Source organism: Klebsiella sp. RC2, assembly GCF_014192815.1.
In the GTDB taxonomy this organism is placed as follows: domain Bacteria; phylum Pseudomonadota; class Gammaproteobacteria; order Enterobacterales; family Enterobacteriaceae; genus Klebsiella; species Klebsiella variicola.
Genome location: NZ_JACHYL010000003.1, coordinates 13,448 through 34,373, shown reverse-complemented (window position 1 = coordinate 34,373; position 20,926 = coordinate 13,448). Strand labels below are relative to the sequence as shown.

Annotated in this window: 22 protein-coding genes and 1 pseudogene; 13 read left to right on the top strand and 10 right to left on the bottom strand. The window is 61.1% G+C overall.

Going from position 1 to position 20,926, the window contains the following annotated elements; translation table 11 throughout:
• Positions 1 to 20: 20 nt before the first annotated feature.
• Entirely contained in the window at positions 21 to 926 is a 906-nt protein-coding gene (locus FHW76_RS09740) for a LysR family transcriptional regulator (RefSeq protein ID WP_162493318.1), read from the bottom strand.
• Positions 927 to 1,100: 174 nt separating this feature from the next.
• Between FHW76_RS09740 and FHW76_RS09735 the strand changes: the two genes are divergently transcribed.
• Complete coding sequence (locus FHW76_RS09735; protein ID WP_008804833.1) at positions 1,101 to 2,078, top strand: nitronate monooxygenase family protein; 978 nt, start codon at positions 1,101 to 1,103, stop codon at positions 2,076 to 2,078.
• A 32-nt stretch (positions 2,079 to 2,110) separates the two neighbouring features.
• Here FHW76_RS09735 and hpxK read toward each other — a convergent pair whose 3' ends face one another.
• The 7 genes from hpxK to hpxU all read right to left on the bottom strand — a co-directional run bounded on the left by hpxK (position 2,111) and on the right by hpxU (position 8,512).
• A complete protein-coding gene (gene hpxK, locus FHW76_RS09730) occupies positions 2,111 to 3,370 on the bottom strand; it encodes an allantoate amidohydrolase (protein WP_023297648.1) in 1,260 nt (419 codons plus the stop codon).
• Positions 3,367 to 4,608, bottom strand: a complete 1,242-nt coding sequence (locus FHW76_RS09725; protein WP_032740606.1) for an alanine--glyoxylate aminotransferase family protein — start codon at positions 4,606 to 4,608, stop codon at positions 3,367 to 3,369. Before FHW76_RS09725 ends, hpxK begins: the two co-directional genes overlap by 4 nt.
• 15 nt (positions 4,609 to 4,623) lie before the next feature.
• Positions 4,624 to 5,361 (bottom strand): amino acid ABC transporter ATP-binding protein, encoded by a 738-nt coding sequence (locus tag FHW76_RS09720; RefSeq protein WP_004179947.1) that lies wholly within the window; start codon positions 5,359 to 5,361, stop codon positions 4,624 to 4,626.
• Complete coding sequence (locus FHW76_RS09715) at positions 5,342 to 5,998, bottom strand: amino acid ABC transporter permease (RefSeq protein ID WP_004179948.1); 657 nt, start codon at positions 5,996 to 5,998, stop codon at positions 5,342 to 5,344. The genes FHW76_RS09720 and FHW76_RS09715 overlap by 20 nt, the downstream gene beginning before the upstream one ends.
• Positions 5,998 to 6,663 (bottom strand): amino acid ABC transporter permease, encoded by a 666-nt coding sequence (locus FHW76_RS09710; RefSeq protein WP_004176117.1) that lies wholly within the window; start codon positions 6,661 to 6,663, stop codon positions 5,998 to 6,000. Before FHW76_RS09710 ends, FHW76_RS09715 begins: the two co-directional genes overlap by 1 nt.
• A 9-nt stretch (positions 6,664 to 6,672) precedes the next feature.
• Complete coding sequence (locus FHW76_RS09705; RefSeq protein ID WP_183476607.1) at positions 6,673 to 7,458, bottom strand: transporter substrate-binding domain-containing protein; 786 nt, start codon at positions 7,456 to 7,458, stop codon at positions 6,673 to 6,675.
• A 214-nt stretch (positions 7,459 to 7,672) separates the two neighbouring features.
• The gene (gene hpxU, locus FHW76_RS09700) at positions 7,673 to 8,512 is read right to left on the bottom strand and encodes a MurR/RpiR family transcriptional regulator HpxU (RefSeq protein WP_012968180.1); all 840 of its coding nucleotides are present in this window, start codon (positions 8,510 to 8,512) and stop codon (positions 7,673 to 7,675) included.
• Positions 8,513 to 8,691: 179 nt separating this feature from the next.
• Here hpxU and hpxW point away from each other — a divergent pair, with 179 nt between their 5' ends.
• From hpxW to FHW76_RS09675, 5 genes are all read left to right on the top strand, one after another.
• Positions 8,692 to 10,278 (top strand): oxamate amidohydrolase, encoded by a 1,587-nt coding sequence (gene hpxW / locus FHW76_RS09695; protein WP_183476605.1) that lies wholly within the window; start codon positions 8,692 to 8,694, stop codon positions 10,276 to 10,278.
• Positions 10,279 to 10,288: 10 nt separating this feature from the next.
• The gene (gene hpxX / locus FHW76_RS09690) at positions 10,289 to 10,474 is read left to right on the top strand and encodes an oxalurate catabolism protein HpxX (RefSeq protein WP_012541681.1); all 186 of its coding nucleotides are present in this window, start codon (positions 10,289 to 10,291) and stop codon (positions 10,472 to 10,474) included.
• Positions 10,471 to 11,868, top strand: a complete 1,398-nt coding sequence (locus FHW76_RS09685; RefSeq protein ID WP_183476603.1) for an AtzE family amidohydrolase — start codon at positions 10,471 to 10,473, stop codon at positions 11,866 to 11,868. Before hpxX ends, FHW76_RS09685 begins: the two co-directional genes overlap by 4 nt.
• Positions 11,865 to 12,251: an oxalurate catabolism protein HpxZ gene (gene hpxZ / locus FHW76_RS09680; protein WP_002905421.1), complete on the top strand. Its 387-nt coding sequence runs from the start codon at positions 11,865 to 11,867 to the stop codon at positions 12,249 to 12,251. The genes FHW76_RS09685 and hpxZ overlap by 4 nt, the downstream gene beginning before the upstream one ends.
• Positions 12,252 to 12,336: 85 nt before the next feature.
• Positions 12,337 to 12,759: a GNAT family N-acetyltransferase gene (locus tag FHW76_RS09675; protein ID WP_008804826.1), complete on the top strand. Its 423-nt coding sequence runs from the start codon at positions 12,337 to 12,339 to the stop codon at positions 12,757 to 12,759.
• Positions 12,760 to 12,796: 37 nt separating this feature from the next.
• On the opposite strand, the gene asd is transcribed toward FHW76_RS09675, so the two are convergent.
• Positions 12,797 to 13,915: an aspartate-semialdehyde dehydrogenase gene (asd, locus tag FHW76_RS09670; protein WP_046619881.1), complete on the bottom strand. Its 1,119-nt coding sequence runs from the start codon at positions 13,913 to 13,915 to the stop codon at positions 12,797 to 12,799.
• A 205-nt stretch (positions 13,916 to 14,120) separates the two neighbouring features.
• On the opposite strand from asd, the pseudogene FHW76_RS09665 reads away from it, so the two are divergent.
• The 6 genes and pseudogenes from FHW76_RS09665 to FHW76_RS09640 form a co-directional block, all read left to right on the top strand.
• A pseudogene (locus FHW76_RS09665) lies at positions 14,121 to 14,240 on the top strand (hypothetical protein); the annotation flags it as partial.
• Positions 14,237 to 14,794, top strand: coding sequence for a helix-turn-helix domain-containing protein (locus tag FHW76_RS09660; protein WP_012541677.1), 558 nt, complete (start codon positions 14,237 to 14,239; stop codon positions 14,792 to 14,794). The pseudogene FHW76_RS09665 and the gene FHW76_RS09660, both read left to right, overlap by 4 nt.
• Positions 14,778 to 15,821 carry an HlyD family secretion protein gene (locus FHW76_RS09655; protein ID WP_012541676.1) on the top strand — a complete coding sequence of 348 codons (1,044 nt, stop codon included), beginning with the start codon at positions 14,778 to 14,780 and terminating at the stop codon, positions 15,819 to 15,821. The genes FHW76_RS09660 and FHW76_RS09655 overlap by 17 nt, the downstream gene beginning before the upstream one ends.
• Positions 15,818 to 17,380, top strand: a complete 1,563-nt coding sequence (locus tag FHW76_RS09650) for a DHA2 family efflux MFS transporter permease subunit (protein WP_183476601.1) — start codon at positions 15,818 to 15,820, stop codon at positions 17,378 to 17,380. Before FHW76_RS09655 ends, FHW76_RS09650 begins: the two co-directional genes overlap by 4 nt.
• A gap of 19 nt (positions 17,381 to 17,399) precedes the next feature.
• On the top strand, positions 17,400 to 18,674 hold the full coding sequence (gene fabF / locus FHW76_RS09645) for a beta-ketoacyl-ACP synthase II (protein WP_183476599.1): 1,275 nt from the start codon (positions 17,400 to 17,402) through the stop codon (positions 18,672 to 18,674).
• 265 nt (positions 18,675 to 18,939) lie between these two features.
• The gene (locus FHW76_RS09640) at positions 18,940 to 19,254 is read left to right on the top strand and encodes a PTS sugar transporter subunit IIB (protein WP_012968173.1); all 315 of its coding nucleotides are present in this window, start codon (positions 18,940 to 18,942) and stop codon (positions 19,252 to 19,254) included.
• 48 nt (positions 19,255 to 19,302) lie between these two features.
• Here the strand turns inward: FHW76_RS09640 and gstA are convergent, their stop codons facing one another.
• Entirely contained in the window at positions 19,303 to 19,917 is a 615-nt protein-coding gene (gene gstA, locus FHW76_RS09635) for a glutathione transferase GstA (RefSeq protein ID WP_155869226.1), read from the bottom strand.
• Between the two features lie 129 nt (positions 19,918 to 20,046).
• On the opposite strand from gstA, the gene FHW76_RS09630 reads away from it, so the two are divergent.
• Entirely contained in the window at positions 20,047 to 20,922 is an 876-nt protein-coding gene (locus FHW76_RS09630) for a LysR family transcriptional regulator (RefSeq protein ID WP_183476597.1), read from the top strand.
• Positions 20,923 to 20,926: the final 4 nt, after the last annotated feature.

Below are 20,926 nucleotides of genomic sequence, written 5' to 3'. Positions count from 1 at the left end.
TAATCGCTCAGTCGGCAGAGTCAAGCCGACACCGATCGATCCAGCGTCGCTACCAGCCCCTGCAACCAGTCGGCAAAGACCCGCACCTTATGCGACAGATGCCGGTGCGGATAGAGCAGCGACAACGGTCGACGCGGCGCCGGAAAGTCCGGCAAAATTTCCACCAGTTGCCCGCTGTCGATATAAGGTTGCAAAAAGAAACGCATCCCCTGCAGCATCCCCAGCCCCGCCAGCCCGGCGGCAGTAAAGACTTCAGAGTTGTCCAGCACCAGTTTACCGGGGATGGCGATCTGCCTGATGCCCTCCGGGGTCTGGAATCGCCAGGGCATAATCTGCCGGCTGCTGCTGTTCACCCAGTTCACCGCCAGATGCGACTGCAGGTCCTCCAGCGTCGCGGGCGCCCCATAGCGCGCCAGATAGCCCGGACTGGCGCAGGTGGTTAACGCCACCTCCCCCAGCGAACGCGCCACATAGTCGCCATCCTCAAGATCCCCCACCCGCAGCAGGCAATCCAGACCATCGCGCAGCATATCCCGGCGTACGTCGGAGCTGCTGAGGACAATCTCCACCTCCGGATGGGCCTGATAAAAATCCGGCAGATGCGGGATCACCAGCAGCCGGGCAAAGGCGATCGGCATATCAACGCGCAGCTGACCGCGGATCGGCCGGTCCGGCGCGAACGACTCCAGCAGATCGTCGGCCTGGGAGAGCAACGGTTTGCTGCGACGATAAAACTCTTCCCCCTCCGGCGTAAGATACAGACGCCGGGTGGTGCGCTGCAGCAGCCGGACCCCGCTCTCCTGCTCCAGCTGCTGCAGCGCTTTGGTCACCGCCGGTCGGTGGATCTGCAAATTTTCCGCCGCCTGGGCAAAGCTGCCGGCATCGACGATTTCAATAAAAATTTTAATATTTTCAAACAGATTCATTTGCATGATGGCCCGCCTCCCACCTCTTCATCAGTTCACATTATTACTAATTTAATAATAGTGATGAAAGTTTTTGCTCATTTTTTAAAACAATAAAGACGCCTACACTGCCCTCATTGCCGCATCGCTGGGGCGAAGAAATTTATAACTTATTAACATACAAGGAAAAATATCATGCAATCCAACCGCGTCGCCCGCATTCTGGGTATTGAAAAACCGGTGGTCCAGGGGCCCCTCTCCTGGCTAACCGATGCTCGTCTGGTGGCGGCCGTCGGCAACGCCGGTGGGCTTGGCGTGCTGGGCCCGAACGCCGGACTGACGGCGGCAACCGCCGTTTCCACCCCGGAGGCCACCGCCGAGAAAATGCGCGAAGAGATCCGCAAAACCAAACAGCTGACGGAGAAACCCTTTGGCGTCAACCTGATCCCGACGGCGGAAAATGACATCTGGACGCCGGCGATCCTGCCGGTGATCAAAGAGGAAGGCGTTAAGGTGGTGGTCTACACCGGCTACGGCGATGGTTCGTTAAAACCGGCGCTGTTCGACGAACTGAAAGCCGCCGGGATCACCATTATCTATCGTGACATCAACCCGACGCCGGAGAACAGCCGCCGCGCGGAGCAGGCCGGCGCGGATATTATTGTCGCCACCGGCTTTGACGAAGGCGGCACGCTGCCGGGTACCGCCCTCGGGACCTTCACCATCGTCCCGCTGATCGTTGACGCGGTACAGCGGGTTCCGGTGATGGCCGCCGGGGGGATCACCGACGCTCGGGGCGCGCGCGCCGTCCACGCCCTCGGTGCGGAAGGGGTTTTCGCCGGCTCGGTATTTATCAGCACCATCGAAAGCCGGGTTCCCGACTCGGTGAAAGCGAAAATTGTGGCCGCCAACGGTCTGGATCTGCGCCTGTTCCGTACCCTGCCGGACTACTATCGCGCGCTGCCCGGCAAACTGAGCGACACACTGGTGGCCATGGATCGTGCCGGCGCCTCAAAAGCCGAGCTGGCCCAGGCGATGGGCGGTCTGCGCGGGATGCGGCTGGGCATGCTGGAGGGGAATACTGATGAGGGGTATATCTCGGTGGGCGCGGGGATCGGCAACATCCATGCCATCACCTCTGTCGCCGAGGTGGTCAACCAGCTGGCGGTGTGAAGCCGCCAGCCGGGGCTCGGCAACCGGCGCGATCAGGCGTCGGCCACCTTCTCTACCGCCCGGGAGAAAGCGTCGATAGCCAGTCCGACGTCGGCGGCGGTGACCGACTCCGCCGGGTGATGGCTGACGCCCCCCAGGCAACGCACAAACAGCATGGCCGATGGCCAGCGCTCGGCGATGGCGATGGCGTCATGCCCTGCGCCGCTCGGCAGCGTCAGCGAACGCCCCTGCACCGCCGCTACCGCCTCGCCCAGCACCGCCTGCAGGTGACTGTCGCAGGCGGTGGCGGCGATGCGATAATACTCCTCGGCGGCGAAACGCAGCTGGCGACGCCCGGCAATGGCCTGCGCCTCGCCCAGCAGCTCATCCAGCAGCGCCGTCAGCGGCGCATCCTGCGGGCCGCGAATATCCAGCGTCAACTGCACCTCGCCCGGTATCACGTTCACCGCGCCCGGCGCACAGCGCAGGGTGCCGACCGTCGCCACCAGGTTACCGCCGCGCTGCCGGGTCAGGTTTTCCACCTGCACCATCCATTCCGCCGCCGCGGCGAGGGCGTCCTTGCGATGGAGCATCGGCACCGTGCCGGCATGGCCAGCTTCGCCGGTAAAGCGGCAGTTCAGCCGTCGGGCGCCGTTAATCGCCTCCACCACGCCGAGCGCCAGCCCCGCCTGCTCCAGGCACGGCCCCTGCTCGATATGCAGTTCCAGATAGGCGGCGATATCCCGCGGGAGACGGGCCGCATCGCCGATCCGCGCCGGATCGAGTCCGGCATTCACCAGCGCCTGGGCGACGCTCACGCCGTCGGTATCGCACTGTGACAGCCAGCTTTCAGGCCAGGTGCCGGTGACGCCGCGGCTGCCGAGCAGGGTGATGCCAAAGCGGGTGCCCTCTTCATCGCCAAAGCCGACGATCTCGATTGCCTTTGCCAGCCGTCGCCCCTGCTGGTGCAGACGCTGGACCACCTCAATCGCCGCCAGCACGCCGAGCATGCCGTCGTAGCGTCCGGCGTTGCGCACGGTGTCAAGATGAGAGCCCAGCAGCACCGCCGGCGCCCCCTCCTGTTGTCCTTCATAGCGTCCGCAGATGTTGCCGACGCTGTCCTGCCACACCATCATGCCGGCAGCCTGCATCCACTGGCCCACCAACTGGTTGGCCTGCAGATGCTCGGGCGACAGATAGACCCGGGTCAGGGCATCGGCGGTTTCGCTAAGGGTGGCCAGCCGATCGGCACGCGCCATCACCCGGCTGGCAGCCGCTTCTCTCTCCGCCTGCTGGCGGGCGGTATCACTCATAGGGTGGCCTCGGTGCGGTAGTGATCCCAGGCCGCCTGCATCGCCGCGCCCTGAGTGGTGGTGAACTTGAGGTAGTTCAGGACCGCTTCCAGCGCGCTGAGCGTCTGCATCACGCAGTCTTTACGCGCGTTATAGCCCATGGTGCCAATGCGCCAGACTTTACCGTGCAGCGGACCAAACGAGGTGCCAATTTCAATGCCGAAATCTTCCAGCATCAGTTTGCGTACCTGATCGCCGTTGACCCCGTTGGGGATCACCACCCCTAGCACGTTATTCATTTTGTGCCGCAGGTCGCCAAAGGTCTCGAGCCCCATCGCCTGGATGCCCTTCAGCAGCGCATCGCCGTGCAGTTTGTGGCGGGCGATGCCGTTGTCGAGTCCCTCCTGGAGGATCAGGCGCGCGCACTCCCGGGCGGCAAACAACGCCGAGGTCGCTTCGGTATGGTGGTTAAGGCGCTCCGGCCCCCAGTAATCCATCACCATGCCGAGATCGAAATAGTTGGAGTAGATCATCTCGTCGACGCCGTCGTGATGCGCATCGGTGCGGATCCCCTGCTCAATGCAGCGGCGGCGGCGGATGACCTCTTCCATCCGCGGGCTGAGGGTGATTGGCGAGGTGCCGGAAGGACCGCCCAGGCACTTCTGCATCCCGGCGGACACCGCGTCCAGCTGCCAGGCGTCGGTTTCCAGCGGGTTACCGCCGAGCGACGCGGTGGCGTCGGTATAGAACAGCACATCGTGACGACGGCAAATCTCCCCCAGCTCCGCCAGCGGCTGCAGCATGGTGGTGGATGTATCGCCCTGCACGGTGAGCAGCAGGCGCGGGCGCACGCGCTTGATCGCGTCCTCAACCTGATCCGGCGTAAAGACCTCGCCCCACGGCACCTCGATGGTGTGCACCTCTGCCCGGCAACGACGCGCGATCTCGCACAGCAGATGTCCAAACCGGCCGAACACCGGCACCAGCACTTTGTCACCCGGACGGATCGCCGACACCAGAATCGCTTCGATCCCGGCGCGCGAGGTGCCGTCGACCAGCATCGTCCAGCGATTTTCGGTGCGAAACACACCGCGGTAGAGCGCCATGACTTCATTCATGTAGTGGGTCATCGCCGGATCGTACTGGCCAACCAGCTGGCTCGACATGGCGCGCAGCACGCGCGGGTCGGCATTGATCGGCCCCGGCCCCATCAGCAGGCGCTGCGGCGGGTTAATTTGCGAAAACTGAGTGATATCCATCTGCCATTCCTTACGTTAGTTAAGACCGCGCACCGAGGAGATAAACTGTTTCAGTTCGCTGGTCTGCGGGCTGGCGAACAGCGTTTTGCTGTCGCCCTGCTCCCAGACGCGTCCCTGATGCATAAACACCACGCGGTCGCCCACTTCGCGGGCAAAGTTCATTTCATGGGTGACGAGGATCAGCGTCATACCTTCCGCCGCCAGTTGCTCCAGCACCTTCAGCACTTCACCCACCAGTTCCGGGTCGAGTGCCGAGGTGATTTCGTCACAGAGTAAAACTTTCGGCGACATGGCCAGCGCCCGGGCAATGGCCACGCGCTGCTGCTGGCCGCCGGAGAGATTGGCCGGATAGTAATCCAGACGGTCGCCAAGACCGACCTTCTCCAGCATCCGCTGCGCCAGCTCCCGGCATTCGGCCTGGGACTTCTTCAGTACCCGCCGCGGAGCCAGCATGACGTTCTCCAGCGCCGTCATGTGCGGGAACAGGTTAAAGTTCTGGAACACCATGCCGATGGAGCGGCTGATCTCCCGGGCCTGTGAATCGCGGTCGGTGATGGTCATGCCCCCGAGCTTGATACTGCCCTCCTGGTAGCCCTCCAGACCATTGATACAGCGCAGCAGGGTGCTTTTACCCGAGCCGCTGCGGCCGATGATCGAGATCACTTCCCCCATGTCGATATCCAGATCGACGCCCTTCAACACATGGTTGTCGCCGTAGTACTTCTGCATCTGATTAATGGTGATGAGAGGCATTGAATTTGTTCTCCAGATAGCGGCTGTAGCGGGACAGCGGATAGCACAGAATGAAATAGCCCAGCGCCACCAGGGCAAACACTTTAAACGGCTGGTAAGTGACGTTGGTCAGCATCGTCCCGGCCTTGGTCAGCTCCACAAAGCCGATAATCGATGCCAGCGCCGTGCCTTTGATCACCTGTACGGCAAAGCCCACCGTCGGCGCGATGGCAATGCGCAGCGCCTGCGGCGCCACCACGCGGTACAAGGTCTGGCCGAAGCTCAGCCCGAGACACCGCGAGGCCTCCCACTGGCCTTTGGGCAGCGCGCGAATGCTGCCGAACCAGATATCCAGCAAAAAGGCGCTGGTGTAGAGCGTCAGAGCGACCGAGGCGGCGGTCCACGCCGAGACGTCAATGCCGAACAGCGCCACGCCAAAGAATGCCAGAAACAGCTGCATCAGCAGCGGCGTCCCCTGAAACAGCTCGATGTAGCCGCGGATCAGCCGTTTCACCTGGCGTCCGCCGGTGAGGCGCAGCAGCAGTAACGGTAAGGTGACCAGCGCCCCGCCGGTGAACGCGACCAGCGACAGCAGCACCGTCCAGCGACCGGCCAGCAGCAGGTTGCGGATAATGTCCCAGTCAGTAAAAGTGGTCATCAGGCCTGTACCCCCAGCCATTTACGCCCCGCCGCCATCAGCAGCTGGCGCATCGCTATCGATAACGCTAAGTAGATCCCGGTGGTCACCAGATAGACCTCAAAGCTCAAAAATGTCCGCGACTGGATCAGGTTGGCTGCGAAGGTCAGCTCCTCATAGGAGACCTGCGACACCACTGACGAGCCGAGCATCACGATGATGCACTGGCTGACCAGCGCCGGGTAAATCCGCTGCAGCGCCGGGGGCAATACGACGCGAACGAAGGTTTGCGTCCGGCTAAGCCCGAGCACGCGACCGGCTTCCCACTGGCCCTTCGGCGTCACCTGAATACCGGCGCGGACGATCTCGGTGCTATAGGCGCCGAGGTTAACCACCATCGCCAGCAGCGCCGCTTCACCGGCGGTCATCTTCAGTCCAAGGTTCGGTAAACCAAAGACGATAAAAAAGAGCTGCACCACAAACGGCGTGTTGCGGATGATTTCCACATATCCGCCCCATACCCGGCTGAGCATTCCCGGGCGCCCGCTGCGGATCGCCGCCCCGAGGATGCCGATCGCCAGTCCGCCGATCGTCGCCAGCACCGTCAACTGCACCGTCACCCACAGGCCGGCCAGCAGCTCCGGCCAGTGCGGCCAGAGCTCAGAGAAATGAAGTTGCTCCGTCATCCCCAGACCTTACGCGCCGAGGCTGGCAGGCAGTGGCGCTTTCAGCCACTTCTCAGACAGACCGTTGAGGGTGCCGTCCTTAATGCCCTGCTCGATGAGGGTATCCACTTTCGCCTTCAGCGCCGGTTCGTTCTTTTTCAGACCGATAAAGCACGGCGAGTCCTTCAGCATAAAGCCCGGCACCGGCGCTTTGTCGGCGTTCTGCCGGGAGATGGCCGCCACCACCAGATTGCCGGTCGCGACATACTGCACCTGACCGGACAGGTAAGCCGACAGCGTAGTGTTATTATCCTCGTAGCGCTTAATCTGCGCTGCCTGCGGCGCCACGCTGGTCAGTACCATATCTTCCACTGCCCCGCGGGTCACACCGATGCTTTTGCCGCTCAGCGCGGCCGCGTCCTTCAGTTCCGCCCCTTTCGGGCCAAACACGCCGAGGAAGAACGGCGCGTAGGCGCGGCTGAAGTCGATCACCTTCTCGCGCTCGGCGTTCTTGCCGAGGCTGGAGATCACCAGGTCCACCTTATCGGTCTGCAGATACGGCACGCGGTTGGCGCTGGTCACCGGGACCAGCTGCAGCTTGAGCTTCATCGATTTCGCCAGATAGCGCGCCATATCGATGTCATACCCCTGCGGCTGCAGGTCGGTGCCCACCGAGCCGAACGGCGGAAAATCCTGAGGCACGGCAATACGAATGACGCCGCGTTTTTCAATATCCTGGAGCTGGTCAGCCTGCGCGGCAGAAACAGACGAAAGGAGACAAGCGGCCCCGGCCAGTGCGATCAACAGTTTCTTCATGATGTTTACCCGTTACGTTAGCATGAAACAAAAGATTCTTTGAATCTGTTTTTGCAACTAATGTGCCAGATACAGACGAGGCGAGAGTTGGCGAGGAATTAAAACAAAAAGTGAGAAAGGACAAGCGTTAACGGGAAAGTGTTCAGCGAGCGGCGGCGCCATCACGTGGTTTTTCTTGCACCATAATAATGCAAAGCACCACGCTGGCGCCCCATTAGCGTTGTTCCAGCTCGTCCAGTTGCTGATAAAGCGTGGCGATATCGTGGATGCGCGGACGACCGCTGTCGAGCGTTTCATGGAGAAAGGCATTGGCCAGCAGATTAATCAGGCTGTTGACCGAGGCATAGCTGTCGTAGGCGGAGACGCTGTCCAGCGGCGCGCAGAGCTGCCAGCGGGAGAGCGGAAACAGGCTGTGGGCCTGCGGCTCGCACATTAACAGGACCGGCACCCCGTCGCGCTGCAGCTGCTGCAGCAGCGGGCGTACTATTCGCGGCCGGCGGCGAAACGCCATCATTACCACCAGATCATCGGCGGTCAGATCGACCAGCTCTTCGCTGAGACTCTGACCCGGCTGGGGCAGCACCAGCACCTGGCCGCGGGCCTGCAGCAGCTGCTGGCGCAAGTGCAGCGCCGCCGGATAGGCGTTACGCATCCCCACCACCACAATGCGGCGCGCGCCCACCATCGCCGTCAGCGCCTCGGCGAACTGGCGGGCGTCGAGGGCGTTGACCCACTGGGTGAGATTCGCCATCTCCTGCTTATAATGGCGCGCCAGCAGCGTGTTACCCTGCACCGCGTCGCGCTGGTCGGTGAGCGGCATCCCGCTCTGGCGCAGGGTGCGCAGTTCATCGCGCATATCCTTATATTTGTCGTAACCGAGGCGCTTGAACAGCCGGCTGACGGTGGCTTTCGACACGCCGCTCAGCTGCGCCAGCTCGGCGCTGTTGTAGCTTATCAGGTCATCAAAGTGGTCAAAGATGAAATCCGCCACCCGCTGCTCCTGCGGCGACAGCGAGGCGTATTGCCCTTTCAGTCGTTCATCGAGTTGTTGCATAGCGCCCCTGTAACTTTCGTTTCATCATCCATCCCTCATCATACTGTATCTGCTATGCCTTACACATAGCGTGCCAGTGGGAAAATTCTGGTCATTGTTTTTATCAATGAAACGAAACGTTCAGAGATGGAACAGCTTTTGCAGTGTTCTGCGGGTGATTCGTTCAGAAAGGATAATTTATGCACAGTAGCAACGTTTCGACCCAAGGCATGGCGGTGGCCCCCCATCACCTCGCCAGTCAGAGCGCGCTGGCGATCCTGCGCGAGGGCGGCAGCGCCATTGAAGCGATGGTGGCTGCCGCGGCGGCCATCGCCGTCGTCTATCCCCATATGAATGGCCTCGGCGGCGATGGCTTCTGGCTGATCGTACCGCCTGAGGGAGACCCCATCGCCATTGACGCCAGCGGGGCGGCCGGATCGCTGGCGACCCTCGAGGCCTACGCCGGACAGCAGCATATTCCCCACCGGGGACCGCAGGCCGCGCTGACCGTCGCCGGCACCGTCAGCGGCTGGGACGAGGCGCTGCGTATTTCACGGGACTTAACCGGCCGCGCGCTGCCGGTGGCCCGCCTGCTGGCCGATGCGATCGGCTATGCCGAAGACGGTATTCCGGTCACCGCCTCGCAAGCCCACGCCACCGCCAGCAAACTGGAAGAGTTGCGCCATCAGCCGGGCTTCAGCGAAACCTGGCTGGTATCGGGCGAGGCCCCGCGGCCCGGCAGCCGCTTTCGCCAGCCCGCCCTCGCCGGTACCCTGCGCATGCTGGCCAGCGACGGTCTCGACAGTTTCTATCGCGGGCCGCTGGCCGAGCGTCTCGCGCAGGGTATGGCCGCGCTGGGGATGCCGATCACCCTCGGCGACCTGCAGGCCCACCGCGCCCGGCGTCCGGCGCCGCTGACGCTCCAGCACCAGCAGGGCACGCTGTGGAATCTTGCGCCGCCGACGCAGGGACTGGTGTCGCTGGCGATCCTTGGCATCACCGACCGCCTGAACATGGCCGATGCCGACGACGCGCAAACGGTGCACCGTATTGTCGAAGCCACCAAGCGGGCATTTGCCCTGCGCGATGCGCATATCACCGATCCACGCCATCTGGATGTGGATGTACAGCAGTTGCTCACCCCGGAAGCCCTGCAGCCGCTGGCCGACAGCATCGACGACGCCAGCGCTTCCCCCTGGGGCCGCGGCAAAGGCCCGGGCGATACCGTCTGGATGGGCGTCGTGGATAACAGCGGACTGGCAGTGTCATTTATTCAGAGTATCTATCACGAGTTCGGCAGCGGCGTGGTGCTCCCGGACACCGGGATCGTCTGGCAAAACCGCGGGGCGGCCTTCAGCCTCGATCCGCAGCATCTCCTGGCGCTGGCCCCTGGCAAACAGCCATTCCATACCCTCAACCCTGCCGCCGCCCGCCTGAACGATGGCCGGGTGATGGTCTATGGCTCGATGGGCGGCGACGGTCAGCCGCAAACTCAGGCGGCGCTGTTTACTCGCTATATCCTGCAGGGGGTGCCGTTGCAGGAGAGCATCTCCCGTCCGCGCTGGCTGCTGGGCCGCACCTGGGGCCAGTCCTCCGATTCACTGAAGCTGGAGGGACGCTTTGCCCCCGCCTGTATCGCGCGACTGCGCGAGCTGGGGCACGAAGTGGAAGTGCTGGCTGATTTCAGCGAAGCGATGGGCCACGCCGGCGCCATTGTCCGCCATCCCAACGGCCTGCTTGAAGGGGCGACCGATCCACGCAGCAACGGCGCCGCCGCCGGATACTAAGGAGCAGACCATGACCACACAGCCAGACTGGAGCGAGTATCTGACGCAGATGACTCACCTGTTGCACCTGGAGCTGGATGCACCCCGTCGTGAAGAGCTGGAGCGCCAGTTTGCCCGCATCGCCGCCATGGCGCAGCCGCTGATGGACTATCCCCTCGGGCCGCGCGAGGAGATTGCGGGGGTGTATAAAGCATGACTCTTCATCACTTCACCATCGCCGAGATCCAGCGTGCGCTGCACGAGGGCGAACTCAGCGCCCGGGAGATCGCCCGCCAGACGCTGGACGACATCGCCCGCGTGAATCCGCAGATCAACGCCTGGACCGAGGTCACCGCCCAGCGCATGCTGGCGGAGGCCGACAGCATTGACGCCCTGCGCCGGGAAAAGCGCCCCCTGCCGCCGCTGGCAGGGATTCCTTACGCAGTGAAAAATCTGTTTGATGTCGCCGGGCATACCACCCTCGCCGGGGCGGTACTGCTGAGCGACCGGCCGCCGGCGACCAGCGACAGCTGGGCGGTGCGCCAGCTGCACAGCGCCGGCGCCCTGCTCAGCGGGATGCTCAATATGGACGCCTACGCCTACGGCTTTACCACTGAAAACAGCCACTATGGCGCGACGCGCAATCCGCACGATCTGTCGCGGATCGCCGGCGGATCGTCCGGCGGTTCGGCCGCGGCGGTGGCGGCCGGGCTGGTCCATTTCAGCCTCGGCAGCGACACCAACGGCTCGATCCGCGTCCCCGCGTCGCTGTGCGGGATCTTTGGCCTGAAACCCACTTTCGGTCGCCTTTCGCGCTCTGGCAGCCATCCGTTTGTCGCCAGTCTGGATCATATTGGTCCTTTTGCCCGCCGGGTGGCCGACCTCGCCGCGGTGTATGACGCCCTGCAGGGGCGCGACCCGGCCGATGACTTTCAGGCTGATAAAGCCAGCGAGCGCACCGGTAATCTGCTGGAGCGCGGACTGGAGGGGCTGCGCTGCGCGCGGCTGGGCGGCTATTTCACCACCTGGTGCGATGACGACGCCCGGGCGGCCGTGGATCGGGTCGCCCACGCGCTGGGCGCCGACAGCGAGCTGCAGTTCGCGGATGCCGCGCTGGCCCGCTCGGCGGCCTTTATCATCAGCGCCAGCGAAGGCGGCAATCAGTACCTGACGGATCTTCGCCACTCGCCAGAGCGTTTTGAACCTCACTCCCGCGAGCGGCTGCTTGCCGGAGCGATGATCCCCTCCGCATGGTATCTGCAGGCTCAGCGTTTTCGCCGTCATGCTCGCCAGGCAATGAAATCCCTGTTCAGCCAGGCCGACGTGCTGATCGCCCCCGCCACCCCATGCAGCGCCACGCCGATAGGCGCGGAGGAGATGGTAATTAACGGCCAGCCGCTGCCGGTGCGCGCCAGCATGGGAATGCTAACGCAGCCGATCTCCTTCCTCGGTCTGCCGGTGGTGACCGTGCCCCTGCGTACCGCCAGCGGTAAGCCGATTGGCCTGCAGCTGATTGCCGCGCCGTTTAACGAACAAGCCTGTCTTCGCGCCGCGCGGGCGCTGGAAGCGATGGGCATTACCGATGCCCGAGTGGCGGAGAGTGCAGCATGATCAATCTGGATAATGTAGACCGCCCGGCGATCCTCGCCGAGGTGACGGCGGCGTTTTATCAGTATGAAGAGGCGCTGGTCAGCAATAACATCGAGGCGCTGGATGCGCTGTTCTGGCACGACCCGCGCACCGTACGGCTGGGAGCCGGCGAAAATCTGTATGGCATCGAGGCGATCCGCGCCTTTCGCGCCGCCCGCCCCGCCGCCGGTCTGGCCCGCGATCTGCGCCATACCACCATTACCACCTTTGGCGCGGATATGGCGGTGTGCAGCACCGAGTTCACCCGCGAAGGCAGCGCCCGCCTGGGCCGCCAGCAGCAGACCTGGGTACGCTTCCCCTACGGCTGGCGCATTGTCGCCGCCCAGGTCAGTCTGATGGACTGAGTGGCGTATACGGGAGCGGACCGGAGAATAAGGTATCCACCGGCCCGCTTCCGGTCCGGTAACACGCTATTTGGAGTCGAAGATCATGGTGTTCATCAGAGCGGCTGAATCAAAAGATATCCCCTCGCTGAAAACGCTATTTCTGCAGCTGGGCTATCAGACGGAGACGGCGATCTTAGAACAACGCATCACTGCCCCGCAGAGTATGATGAGTGCGCTGGTGGCGGAAACAGAAAACGCCGTGTGTGGCGTAATCGTTATCAATTTTATTTTACCGGTACATGAGAACCGTTTATGGGCATTAATTTCCGCGCTGGTCATCGAGGAATCGTCACGTGGATCAGGGATAGGCCAGCAACTTCTCCATGCCGCAGAGCGCCTCGCCCGCGATAAACAATGCGCTCAGATCGAACTTTCAAGCAGTGAAAAAAGAATCAGAGCGCATCAATTTTATGAAAATAACGGCTACAAGGAGGTCCGCAAACGCTTCGTTAAACATTTGTCTTAACCGCCTGCGCGCGAGGGCTTTCCCCGGATGACCGTAACTATATTTTGCCCAGCAGGATATTTAACATGCGGCGCAGGGGTTCCGCCGCACCCCACAGTAGCTGATCGCCAACCGTTAACACCGAGTAGACGGGTTCATTATTTAACGACATTTTCTTGTAGCGGCCAATTCCTACCTGCAGCGAACCACTAATAGCAGCCGGGGTCAATTGACTGACACTCTCTTGCTTATTATTGCGGACATAGTTTACCCATGGATGGGAATGGGTGACTAACTCAGCGAATTCCGCTTCGCTGACCTCACGTTTAAGTTTAAGGGTAATGGCAGCGCTGTGGCAGCGGATCACGCCGACCCGAATGCATAAGCCATTGACCGGAATGGTGCCGGGCGCAAGGCCAAGAATTTTATTGGTTTCCGCCTCGCCCTTCCATTCTTCGCGGCTATTTCCATCGCCTAAATCGCTGTCGATCCAGGGAATGATGCTGCCCATCAACGGGACGCCAAAATTCTCCACCGGCATACCCGCGCTATTAATCAACTCACTCACTTTATTGACTAAAGGCAGCACGGAACCTGATGCCGTCAGTTCATCTGCAGATAAATGCTGACTGATATAAGCGCTTTGCGCGATTAATTCCCGCACCTGTTTGGCGCCCGCTCCGGAGGCAGACTGATAGGTCATCACGCTCATCCATTCGATCAGGTCAGCCTTGATCAGCCCGGCCAGCCCCATCAGGCTCAGCGTAATGGAGCAGTTGCCGCCAACAAACAGTTTCACTCCTGCTTTCACGGCACGATCGATATTATCGCGGTTGACCGGGTCGAGAATAATGCAGGCTTTTTCATCCATCCGCAGCGCCGAAGCGGCGTCAATCCAGTAACCTTGCCAGCCATGGTTAATTAACGCTGGATAGATGGCTTTGGTATACTCCCCGCCCTGACAGGTGATGATGATATCCATTTCGGCGAGGGCGCTAAGGGAATTCGCATCTTTAAGGATGTCGCTTTTACCATTAATAACCGGGCCCACACCGCCCGCACTTGAGGTACTAAAAAAATGCGCTGAAATATCGTCGAAATCATTTTCTTCGATCATTCTTTGCAGTAATACAGAGCCTACCATTCCCCGCCAGCCAACAATACCCACCTGCTTCATTTATTTAACCTTTATAAGTTATGAGAATGTTAATTTGCATTTCGCCGTACTTTATATCGCATCCCTTAATAAAGGTCATTACCCACCACATCGATTTCTATCATTATTAAAATGTTTCATCCGCCATCAGCGATTTTTATCTCTTATTACGGCAAAGCAGGAATAAGGTGGCGGCGACTGTCCCTCTTTTCGGCATTCAAAGGAGAAACGACGTAGCGAAACGGGAGCGGCTTCTCCCTTGGGTACCGTGAAGAGTAACTTGCATTTTGATAGTGACTATGTCAATTTGCTGGCAAAAGCCACCTGGTTACTGGACAGCCCATGAAAAATGAACCGCTTTGCCACGCTCCCTGCCCCATCGCCCGCAGCCTTGGCCGCATCGGCGACAGCTGGAGCATCATGATCCTGCGTGACGCCTTCGCGGGCTTTACCCGCTTTGACGAGTTCCAGAAAAGCAGCAACGTCGCGCCCAATATTCTGTCGCGCCGCCTGAAGGCGCTGGTCGACGACGGGCTGCTGGAGAAGGTGTGCTACAGCAGCACCCCGCCGCGCTACGAATACCACCTTACGCAACGCGGCCGCGATTTTCGCATGGTGCTGCTGGCGCTGGCGGAATGGGGTAACCGCCACTTCGCCCCCGAAGGCCGTCAGATGCAGCTGGTGGAAACCGCCACCCAGCGACGGGTGGAGCCAGTCATGGTGGATAAAGCGACCGGGGAAGAGATTATTCCGGGTAAATACGCCATGGTGCCGGGCCCCGCCGCCTCGCCGCTGATGAAATATCGTCATGAATATCTGCTGCGCAAACGCGAAGGCGATAGCGGGCAAAAATTCCAGCCTGAACCTTACAGAGATGCCAGCAATGAATCCGACCAGTAAGAAAAATATTCTTGTCCTGGCGGCCCTGGGCGCTGCCGCCCTGGCGGCAGCGAGCTACGGCGCTTACTGGTGGCATACCGGGCGCTTTATGCAGACCACCGATGATGCCTATGTCGGCGGCGACATTAGCGCCATCTCCAGCAAAGTCTCCGGCTATATCCAGCAGCTGGCGGTGCAGGACAATATGGCGGTGAAAAAAGGCGACCTGTTGATCCGCATTGACGACCGCGATTATCGCGCCGCCCTCGCGAAAGCCGCCGGAGAAGTGGCGGCGCAGCAGGCCGCGCTGGCCGATATCCTGGCCACCCGCCAGCTACAGCAGGCAACGATTGCCGGCTCTGCGGCCTCGTTACTCGCCGCCACGGCGGCAACCGAAAAACTGGCTAACGACAACCGACGCTATAACGCCCTGGCCGCGTCGAGCGCGATTTCCGCACAGATCCGCGATAACGCCTCCGCCGATTATCGCCGGGCGCATGCCGAGCAGGAGAAGGCCAAAGCGGATAAAACCGTGGCCGAACGTCAGCTGGCGGTGCTGGATGCTCGCCAGCAGCAAACCCTGGCTGCCCTGGCGCAGGCCCAGGCTAACCTCGAGATGGCGAGGCTGAACCTCAGCTATACCGACATTCGCGCGCCGTTCGATGGGGTGATTGGCAACCGCCGCGCGTGGTCCGGCTCCTTCGTCAGCAGCGGCACGCAGCTGCTCTCCCTGGTGCCCGCGCACGGCCTGTGGATTGACGCCAACTTCAAGGAAAACCAGCTGGCGCATATGCGTGCCGGCCAGCCGGTGACCATCGTCGCCGATGTGCTGCCGAACCATACCTTTAAGGGTCATGTCGCCAGCCTGGCGCCGGCGACCGGCTCACGCTTCAGCATTCTGCCGGCGGAGAACGCGACCGGGAATTTCACTAAAATCGTGCAGCGGGTGCCGGTCCGCATTGCGCTGGAAGGTGACGGGGCAAAGCTTGACGTGCTGCGCCCGGGACTGTCGGTGATCGTCACCGTGAACGAAAAGAGCCCTCGATGAGCACCGTTCAGGCGCTGTCCGCCCCGCAGGGTCTGTCGATGCCGACGGCGAAGAAGATCTTCGCCTTCGCCAGCATGTGCGTGGGGATGTTTATTGCCCTTATCGACATCCAGATCGTCTCCGCCTCGCTGCGGGATATTGGCGGCGGCCTGTCGGCGGGCGACGATGAAACCGTCTGGGTACAAACCAGCTACCTGATCGCCGAGATCATTATTATTCCGCTTTCCGGCTGGCTGGCCCGGGTCATGTCGACCCGCTGGCTGTTTGCCGCTTCCGCGGCGGGCTTCACGCTGATGAGCCTGCTGTGCGGCTGGGCGTGGAACATCCAGAGTATGATCGCCTTCCGCGCCCTGCAGGGACTGGCGGGCGGGTCGATGATCCCCCTGGTGTTCACCACCGCTTTCGCCTTTTTCCAGGGCAAACAGCGGGTTATTGCCGCAGCGACGATCGGCGGCCTGGCCTCCCTCGCCCCTACGCTGGGTCCAACGGTGGGCGGCTGGATCACCGAAAACTACAACTGGCACTGGCTGTTCTTTATCAACGTGGTTCCGGGGATTTACATCGCGGTGGCAGTGCCGCTGCTGGTAAAAGTAGACAGCGCCGACCCCACTCTGCTGCGCGGCGCCGACTATCTCAGTATTCTGCTGCTGGCCTTGTCCCTCGGCTGCCTGGAATATACCCTCGAAGAAGGTCCGCGCTGGGGCTGGTTTGATGACGCGACCCTGACGACCACCGCCTGGGTCGCCCTGCTCTGCGGCGTGGCCTTTGTTATCCGCACCCTGCGCCATCCGCAGCCGGTGATGGATCTCCGCGCCCTGCAGGATCGAACCTTCAGCCTCGGCTGCTATTTCTCGTTTATGGCCGGCGTCGGCATCTTCGCCACCATCTATTTAACCCCGCTGTATCTGGGGAGCGTGCGCGGTTTCAGTGCGCTGGAGATCGGCCTGGCGGTATTTTCCACCGGTCTGTTCCAGGTCATGTCTATTCCGTTTTATTCGTGGCTCGCCAACCGCGTCGATCTGCGCTGGCTACTGATGGCCGGGCTGATCGGCTTTGCGGTGTCGATGTACAGCTTTGTTCCGATCACCCACGACTGGGGGGCGGACCAGCTGCTGCTCCCGCAGGCCTTTCGCGGACTGGCGCAGCAGTTTGCCGTCGCGCCAACGGTGACCCTGACGCTGGGCAGCCTGCCGCCCACGCGCCTGAAGCTGGCCTCCGGGCTGTTTAATCTGATGCGCAACCTCGGGGGCGCCATCGGCATCGCCCTGTGCGGCACGGTGCTTAACGACAGAACCAATCTGCACTATAGCCGCCTGGCAGACCATCTGAATAACGCCAACCTGGCAATGAGCGATTTTGTTCAGCGCAGCGCGGCAAACTTCACCGTCCAGGGGATCTCGCCGGATGCCGCGCAGACGGCGGCGCTGAAACATCTTTCCGCGCTGGCACTACGGGAGGCGCGAACCCAGGCATTTTCCGATGCTTTCTACCTCATCATGATGGGTTTTTTACTTGCCGCGCTGCTGGTTCCCTTGATGAAAAAGCCGCCGGCACACTGATACTACAGGAGAGTTAACTATGGGCGTTTCCATTAAACGCATTGTCGTCACCGGGATGGGGATTGTCAGCCCGCTGGGCTGCGGTGTACAGCACGTCTGGCAGTCGCTGCTGGCAGGAAAGTCAGGGATCACCCGACTCAGCGAGCAGCTGGTCGCGGATATTCCCTGCAAAGTGGCCGGACAGGTGCCGTCCATTGACAGCGATCCGCTGCACGGCTTCGACCCGCTGGCGACCATCCCGGCGAAAGAGCGCAAAAAGATGGATCGCTTTATTGAGTTTGCGCTGGTCGCCGCCCGCGAAGCGCTGGCCCAGGCCGGTTGGTCGCCAGCATCCGCAGCCGAACAGGAACGCACCGCCACGGTGATCGCCACCGGGATCGGCGGATTCAGCGAGATCGCCAATGCGGTACATACCACCGATGAACGCGGGCCGCGTCGCCTCTCGCCGTTCACCATCCCCTCTTTTCTGGCCAACCTGGCCGCCGGGCATGTGTCTATCGCCCACGGTTTCCGGGGGCCCATCGGCGCGCCGGTCACCGCCTGTGCGGCTGGCGCCCAGGCCATTGGCGATGCGGCGCGGATGATCCGCAGCGGCGAGGCGGATATCGCCCTCTGCGGCGGCGCGGAAGCGGCGATTCATCGCGTTAGCCTGGCCGGGTTTGCTGCAGCAAGGGCGCTGTCCAGCGCCTCCAGCGACCAGCCGGAAGCCGCTTCCCGCCCCTTTGACCGTGACCGCGATGGTTTTGTGATGGGAGAAGGCGCGGGGCTAATCGTGATCGAATCTCTGGAGCACGCGCTGGCGCGCGGCGCCACGCCGCTGGCCGAGCTGGTGGGCTACGGCACCAGCGCAGATGCTTATCACCTGACCGCGGGCCCGGAAGACGGGAACGGCGCACGTCGGGCCATGGAGACCGCTATTCGCCAGGCCGGGGTGACCGTCGACGAGATTGACCATATCAACGCCCACGCCACCTCAACGCAGGTCGGTGACAAGGGTGAGCTGGCGGCGATTAAAACGCTGTTTGGCGCCCATCCGGTCGCCATTACCTCGACGAAATCCGCCACCGGCCATCTGTTAGGCGCGGCCGGCGGGATCGAGGCCATCTTCACCATTCAGGCCCTGCGCGATCAGGTGGTGCCGCCGACGCTGAACCTGCATCACCCCGATGAAGAGGCGGCAGGTCTCAATCTGGTGGCGCTGCAGGCCCGCCCGCAGAAAATGCGTTATGCGCTGTCGAACGGTTTTGGCTTTGGCGGCGTTAACGCCAGCCTGCTGCTGAAACGCTGGGAATAATCGTCAGCTCCCCCCGCCGGCACTGGCCGGCGGGGAATTTCCACCCGGACACCCTACTCAGTCACTGATCTCCCTCTTCTGCCACAGCAGACGACGAAGCGCCGCCACGGCGTGGCAGTGACCTTTATCAAGATCTTCGCTATCGGTCATCTTTGCCAGAAAGGTCAGCATCATCATGATGAATTCTTCACGCAATTATGAGGTGGCGCTCATTTTATGCGCATGGCGAGTCATATCCTGTGACTAATTCTCAGGAGGTAAAACCATGAAAAAGCTTCTGATATGTTGTTTGTTTGGCAACACTGCCAATTCTCTCGCTAAAAAGATACAGTTACTGGCGGAAAAAAAGGGCCATCCTCTCATTGTCAGCGCAGTGGGCCTGGAAAATTTTGCCAGCGTAGCGCCCGCTTTCGACGGATTTCTCGTTGCGCCGCATATTCAGTATAAGGTCGCGGAGATAAGAGGGATTGTTGGCGACGCTCGTTCTATTGCGGTGATTGAAAGTCTGCCCTATGCCTCACTCGACGCGGAAAAAGTTTTCGCGTTTGTGATGGCGCAGATGCCTGAACTGGCAGTCTGACACCGAAGGCCGCCTCTCTTGTGCGGCCTTCTCTACGCATGTCGCCTTCTACCTGCCCTGTTGAGACGCTTCAGCCCGTAATGCCGCCTGTACAGCAGGACGGGCATTTATTATTTCCATGTACGACGATAGCGCTGGCCAGCGATCCAGAGGGATCGCGAAGAATTTGCACCATCCCAGCACCGTGAAGAGGTAGGCATCCGCCACGCTAAAGGACGGCCCAGTCAGATAGGTTTTTTCGCTGAGCGTCGTCTGCAGAAAATCGAAGCGTCGGAATAGCTTGTCTCGAAAAATCGTTTTGACATCTTCCACCAGCGCGGAGTTAAACAGCGGCGCCGAACCCGCGTGTATTTCACTGGTGATAAAGTTAAGCCATTCCTGCAGGCGCACCCTTTCCCAACTGCCCGCGTGTGGCGCCAGGCCGTATTCGGGTTTACGATCGGCGAGGTACTGCACCATCGCCGGCCCCTCTGTGAGGATCTGCCCATCATCCAGCTCAAGCGCAGCAACATACCCTTTCGGGTTAATGGTGAGGAAGTCGCGACCATCAGCGGTGATCTTGCTTCTGTTGTTGACTCTCACCAGTTCAAATTCAAGGTTCAGCTCGCGCAGCACGATGTGCGGTGATAATGAACAGGTATCTGGCGCGTAATAAAGTTTCATCTCGTCTCCGTTAATGTGTAAAGCCGTCGGACAACGTCCTGCACGATCCTCAGCACACTGTATTTAACGCCGATCGCACTGTAAAATTAATGATATAGAAAAGAACTATTAGCTGAGCTACTGATAATCATGATGAATCTTTTACACTGGCGCCTGCTGGTAGCCGTAGCGGATGCTGGCAATATCTCACGCGCTGCCGAGGAGATAGGCATGACCCAGTCCGGCGCCAGCCAGGCCATTGCCCAGCTGGAGGCTTCTCTGGGCTTTCCGGTATTTACCCGTGAGCGACGATACATCGGGATTACCGCCCTGGGTGAGCAGGTGGTTGAACATGCCAGAAACATGCTTTCGCAGCTGAACGCCATCCGCGAACTGGCTGATCAGGGCCGGAACGTCACCCGCGGGCGCATTCGGCTGGCCAGTTTTCCCTCCGTGACGTCTACCTTGTTGCCCGGCCTGCTGCGCGACGTTAAGCGCCTGCATCCGGGTATTGACGTTGTTGTGCTGGAAGGCTCTGACGAAGAAGTCGAAGCGTGGCTTGCCGCAGACACCGTTGAACTTGGTGTGGTCATGAATCCCGTTCCCGGACGTGCAGAGGTGGTACTAGGACAGGATGCATGGGTCGCGGTCCTGCCCGCCAGCCATCGGTTGGCACAGCATGCGAGAGCTGATGGCATAACGTTAAAGGCGCTGGCGGACCAGCCCTTTGTTCTGGCGACGGGCGGCTGTGTCGTGAATGGCAAAAGCCTGATGGAAAAGGCCGGGTTGCAACTCTCTGATATCCGCGTGACGGTTCGCGACTGGATAAGCGCCTGTAAACTGGTCGGCGAAGAGATGGGCGTCGCGCTGGTACCGGAATCCGCCCTGCCGGAGATCTTACGCAACCTGTGCGTGGTGCCAGTGACGCCGGCTATTCATCGTGAGTTTGGACTGGTTTGTTCGCCATCCGGAACGTCTTCTGATGCCACACAGGCGCTGCTTAATGCGCTACGTAAACGAAGATGAGTGC